The 5,189-nt window shown below is 35.5% G+C and carries 9 protein-coding genes; all 9 read left to right on the top strand.

The features are described from left to right. Window positions 1–1,033, top strand: a 1,033-nt coding sequence (locus ACIQ2I_RS09280; RefSeq protein ID WP_396182103.1) for an elongation factor G, incomplete at its 5' end; no start/stop codon positions are given. A gap of 11 nt (window positions 1,034–1,044) precedes the next feature. Then, on the top strand, window positions 1,045–1,350 hold the full coding sequence (gene rpsJ, locus ACIQ2I_RS09275) for a 30S ribosomal protein S10 (protein WP_091314374.1): 306 nt from the start codon (window positions 1,045–1,047) through the stop codon (window positions 1,348–1,350). Between the two features lie 205 nt (window positions 1,351–1,555). Continuing rightward, a complete protein-coding gene (gene rplC, locus ACIQ2I_RS09270) occupies window positions 1,556–2,173 on the top strand; it encodes a 50S ribosomal protein L3 (RefSeq protein ID WP_396182102.1) in 618 nt (205 codons plus the stop codon). Further along, window positions 2,173–2,802 carry a 50S ribosomal protein L4 gene (rplD, locus tag ACIQ2I_RS09265; RefSeq protein WP_396182101.1) on the top strand — a complete coding sequence of 210 codons (630 nt, stop codon included), beginning with the start codon at window positions 2,173–2,175 and terminating at the stop codon, window positions 2,800–2,802. Before rplC ends, rplD begins: the two co-directional genes overlap by 1 nt. An 8-nt stretch (window positions 2,803–2,810) precedes the next feature. Beyond that, on the top strand, window positions 2,811–3,101 hold the full coding sequence (rplW, locus tag ACIQ2I_RS09260; RefSeq protein WP_396182100.1) for a 50S ribosomal protein L23: 291 nt from the start codon (window positions 2,811–2,813) through the stop codon (window positions 3,099–3,101). Window positions 3,102–3,110: 9 nt separating this feature from the next. Then, complete coding sequence (gene rplB, locus ACIQ2I_RS09255) at window positions 3,111–3,935, top strand: 50S ribosomal protein L2 (RefSeq protein ID WP_396182099.1); 825 nt, start codon at window positions 3,111–3,113, stop codon at window positions 3,933–3,935. 6 nt (window positions 3,936–3,941) lie between these two features. After that, window positions 3,942–4,220, top strand: coding sequence for a 30S ribosomal protein S19 (gene rpsS / locus ACIQ2I_RS09250; RefSeq protein WP_091314356.1), 279 nt, complete (start codon window positions 3,942–3,944; stop codon window positions 4,218–4,220). Between the two features lie 6 nt (window positions 4,221–4,226). Continuing rightward, window positions 4,227–4,637: a 50S ribosomal protein L22 gene (rplV, locus tag ACIQ2I_RS09245; RefSeq protein ID WP_091314353.1), complete on the top strand. Its 411-nt coding sequence runs from the start codon at window positions 4,227–4,229 to the stop codon at window positions 4,635–4,637. Between the two features lie 8 nt (window positions 4,638–4,645). After that, the coding region (rpsC, locus tag ACIQ2I_RS09240) for a 30S ribosomal protein S3 (protein WP_396182098.1) at window positions 4,646–5,189 on the top strand (544 nt) is incomplete at its 3' end.

Raw genomic sequence — 5,189 nt, 5'->3', positions numbered from 1 at the left:
TCAAATGCACGCAAACAAACAAAATCCAATCGAATATATCGAAGCTGGAGATATTGGAGCGGCAGTTGGTTTTAAAGATATCAAAACTGGAGATACATTGTGTGATGAAAAACACCCAATTATTTTAGAGTCAATGAAATTCCCTGCGCCAGTAATTGGTATAGCTATTGAACCAAAAACAAAAGCTGACGTTGACAAAATGGGTATGGCTTTAGCAAAATTAGCTGAAGAAGACCCAACATTTACAGTTAGAACAGATGAAGCTTCAGGTCAAACTATTATTTCAGGAATGGGTGAGTTACACTTAGACATCCTTGTAGATAGAATGAAACGTGAATTCAAAGTTGAAGTAAACCAAGGTGAGCCTCAAGTTGAATACAAAGAAGCATTCACAAAAACTGCAACACACAGAGAAACATACAAAAAACAATCTGGAGGTCGTGGTAAATTCGGTGATATCGTATTTACATTAGAACCAGCTGATTTAGTTGATGGTAAAGCTCCTGTTGGATTACAGTTTATTAATGCGGTAAAAGGTGGTAACGTTCCTAAAGAATATATTCCATCTGTAGAAAAAGGTTTCCGTGAAGCTATGAAAACTGGTCCTTTAGCAGGATACCAAGTAGATAGTTTAAAAGTAACTTTAACTGACGGATCTTTCCATCCTGTCGATTCTGATGCACTTTCTTTTGAATTAGCAGCTAGAATGGGGTATAGAGAAGTAGCAAAAGCTGCAGGAGCTATCGTATTAGAGCCTATTATGAAAATGGAAGTAATTACACCAGAAGAAAACATGGGAGATATCGTAGGTGATATTAACCGTCGTAGAGGTCAGGTGAATGACATGGGTGACAGAAACGGTGCTAAAACTATCAAAGCAGATGTGCCATTATCAGAAATGTTCGGTTATGTAACTACATTAAGAACATTGTCTTCAGGTAGAGCAACTTCAACAATGGAGTTTTCACACTACGCTGAAACACCTGCTAATATTTCAGAAGCGGTAATTAAAAAAGCAAAAGGTAACGCTTAATTCTTAAGAAAATGAGTCAAAAAATCAGAATAAAATTGAAATCTTACGATCACATGTTGGTAGACAAGTCTGCTGAGAAGATTGTAAAAACTGTAAAGAGTACAGGTGCTGTAGTAACGGGTCCAATTCCTTTGCCAACACACAAAAGAATTTTTACAGTATTACGTTCTCCACACGTAAACAAAAAGTCTAGAGAGCAGTTTGAATTAATGTCATATAAAAGACTTTTAGATATTTATAGTTCTTCTTCAAAAACGATTGATGCGTTAATGAAGTTGGAATTACCAAGTGGTGTAGAAGTAGAAATTAAAGTATAACTTTATTTCATAATAATTAAAAAACCGAGTTGAAATACTACTCGGTTTTTTTATATTCTCAAGGGAAAAATACTAGATTTTTATTGTTTTTTAAAATAAGTTAATATTTATTTTTGAGAATAATAAAATATTTATATATTTGCACCCTTGAAAAAATTCAGCAATCGTGCTGAAAAATCAATGTTTAATTAAATAATATGTATTTATGTCTGGGTTAATCGGAAGAAAAATCGGTATGACTAGCATCTTTGACGAGAATGGAAAGAATATTCCATGTACCGTTATTGAAGCTGGACCATGCGTTGTGACCCAAGTCAGAACCAATGCAATTGATGGGTATGAAGCCCTTCAATTAGGTTTCGATGACAAAACTGAAAAGCATACAGTAAAAGCTGAAGAAGGTCACTTCAAGAAAGCTGGAACTGCTGCAAAGAAGAAAGTTGTTGAATTCCAAGGTTTTGATGCGGAGTTTAAGTTGGGAGATTCAATTGATGTAAACTTATTCGCTGAAGGTGAATTTGTTGATGTTCTTGGAACTTCAAAAGGTAAAGGATTTCAAGGTGTTGTAAAACGTCATGGTTTCGGTGGGGTAGGACAAGCCACTCACGGTCAACATAACCGTTTACGTGCGCCAGGATCTGTTGGAGCGTCATCTTATCCTTCTAGAGTATTCAAAGGAATGAGAATGGCAGGAAGAATGGGTGGAGATAATGTAACAGTTCAAAACTTAAAAGTATTGAAAGTTGTTGCAGAGAAAAATCTTTTAGTAATTAAAGGGTGTGTACCAGGGTGCAAAAACTCTTATGTAATCATTCAGAAGTAATGGAAGTAAAAGTTTTAGATACCAACGGAAAAGAAACAGGTCGTAAAGTAAATCTTGACGATACGGTTTTCGCCATAGAACCTAACAAACATGCTGTATATTTAGACGTTAAGCAGTACTTGGCTAACCAAAGACAAGGAACGCATAAAGCTAAAGAAAGAGCTGAAGTTGCAGGTAGTACACGTAAAATTAAAAAACAAAAAGGTACAGGTACTGCTCGTGCAGGATCAAAAAAATCTCCCTTATTTAAAGGTGGGGGTACTGTTTTTGGACCAAGACCAAGAAGTTATTCATTCAAATTGAATAAAAACTTAAAAAGATTAGCACGTAAATCTGCTTTTTCTATAAAGGCTTTGGAATCAAATATTCTTGTTGTTGAAGATTTTACTTTCGACGCACCAAACACTAAACAATTCATTAATGTATTGAGTTCTTTAGGGTTAGAAAACAAAAAATCTCTATTTATATTGGGTGATTCAAATAAAAATGTATATTTGTCGTCGCGTAATTTAAAAACAACTTCTGTTGTAACTAGCTCAGAATTAAGTACTTATGCGATTTTAAACGCAAAATGTTTGGTTCTTTTAGAAGGTTCAATTGAAGCGATAGAAGCTAATTTAAGTAAATAATTCAGATCATGAGTGTTATTATCAAGCCAATTGTAACTGAAAAGTTAACTAAAGATGGTGAAGTTTTTAACCGTTTTGGTTTTATAGTTGAAAAGAAGGCTAACAAAGTACAAATCAAACAAGCTGTTGAAGCTGCATTTGGTATTACTGTAGTTGCTGTAAGAACAATGAACTATAGAGCTGATAGAAGTGTAAAATACACTAAAAGCGGATTAATCAGTGGAAAAACAAATGCTTACAAAAAAGCAGTTGTTCAAGTTAAAGAAGGAGAATCGATAGATTTTTATACTAATATCTAATATACAACAATGTCAGTTAGAAAATTAAAACCTATTACCCCAGGTCAGCGTTTTAGAGTTGTAAATAGCTTTGACACTATTACAACTGATAAGCCGGAGCGTTCATTGATCGCACCGAAAAAAAACTCTGGAGGTAGAAATAGTCAAGGAAAAATGACCATGCGTTATACAGGTGGTGGTCATAAACAAAAGTATCGTTTAGTTGATTTTAAAAGAACAAAAGCTGGAGTTCCTGCTAATGTGAAAACCATCGAATACGATCCAAACCGTTCAGCATTCATTTCATTATTATATTATGCAGATGGAGCAAAAACTTATGTTATTGCACAGAATGGTTTACAGGTTGGGCAAACTATAGTTTCAGGAGAAGATGCTTCGCCAGAAATTGGAAATGCATTACCTTTAAGTAAAATTCCATTAGGAACAGTTATTTCTTGTATCGAATTAAGACCTGGTCAAGGTGCGGTAATCGCTCGTTCGGCAGGTACATTTGCTCAGTTAATGGCTAGAGATGGAAAATATGCAACAATCAAAATGCCTTCAGGAGAAACAAGATTAATCTTGTTAACTTGCTCGGCTACAATTGGAGCAGTATCTAACTCTGACCACCAATTAGTAGTATCTGGTAAAGCAGGTAGATCTAGATGGTTAGGAAGAAGACCTAGAACAAGACCAGTAGCTATGAACCCAGTTGATCACCCTATGGGAGGTGGAGAAGGACGCTCTTCAGGAGGTCACCCACGATCAAGAAAAGGTTTACCAGCTAAAGGTTATAGAACTCGTTCTAAGGTTAACCCGAGTAACAAGTATATTGTAGAACGTAGAAAGAAATAATAAGATATGGCACGTTCATTAAAAAAAGGACCATTTGTACACTTTAAATTAGAGAAAAAAGTACAAGAGAATATAGAAGGTGGTAATAAAAATGTTGTGAAGACTTGGTCTAGAGCATCTATGATTATTCCAGATTTTGTAGGACAAACTATCGCTGTTCACAATGGCCGTCAATTCGTTCCAGTTTATGTAACTGAGAACATGGTGGGTCATAAATTAGGAGAATTCTCACCAACAAGATCTTTTAGAGGTCACGCTGGTGCGAAAAATAAAGGTAAAAAATAAGAAGTCATGGGAGTTCGTAAAAGAGAAGCAGCTGACGCAAGAAAAGAAGCTAATAAGCAAATTGCGTTTGCAAAGTTAAATAACTGCCCTTCTTCACCAAGAAAAATGCGCTTAGTTGCGGATCAAGTAAGAGGTCAGAAGGTAGAAAATGCTCTTAATATATTAAGATTCAGTCCAAAAGAAGCTTCAAAAAAATTAGAGAAATTAGTTTTATCAGCTATCGCCAATTGGTCGGCTAAAAACGAAGGCTCTAGTATGGAAGACGCTGGCTTATTTATTAAAGAGATTCGCGTTGATGGTGGTATGATGTTAAAAAGATTACGTCCTGCACCTCAAGGTAGAGCACACAGAATTAGAAAACGCTCTAATCACGTAACCGTGGTTTTAGGAGCTATCAATAACACACAAAGTAATTAATTAACAGTATGGGACAAAAGACAAATCCAATAGGAAACAGACTTGGTATCATCAGAGGATGGGACTCTAACTGGTATGGTGGAAATGATTACGGGGATAAAATCGCCGAAGATTATAAAATCAGAAAGTATATCCATGCACGTTTAACGAAAGCTAGTGTATCAAAAATAATTATCGAGAGAACTTTAAAACTTGTAACCGTTACTATCACTACTGCTAGACCTGGTATTATTATCGGAAAAGGCGGACAAGAGGTAGACAAGTTAAAAGAAGAACTTAAGAAAATTACCGATAAGGAAATTCAAATTAACATTTTCGAAATCAAAAGACCTGAATTAGATGCTTACTTAGTCGGTAACTCTATTGCTCGTCAAATCGAAAGTCGTATTTCTTACAGAAGAGCTATCAAAATGGCTATCGCAGCAGCAATGAGAATGAATGCAGAAGGAATTAAGGTTCTTATTTCTGGTCGTTTAAATGGTGCAGAGATGGCGCGTTCTGAAGGCTTCAAAGAAGGAAGAATTCCATTATCAACTTTCAGAGCAGACATTG

Source organism: Flavobacterium sp., from assembly GCF_044368995.1.
Classification (GTDB): domain Bacteria; phylum Bacteroidota; class Bacteroidia; order Flavobacteriales; family Flavobacteriaceae; genus Flavobacterium.
The sequence above is the reverse complement of the archived record's forward strand: the minus strand, read 5'-3'. Positions and strand labels throughout refer to the sequence as shown.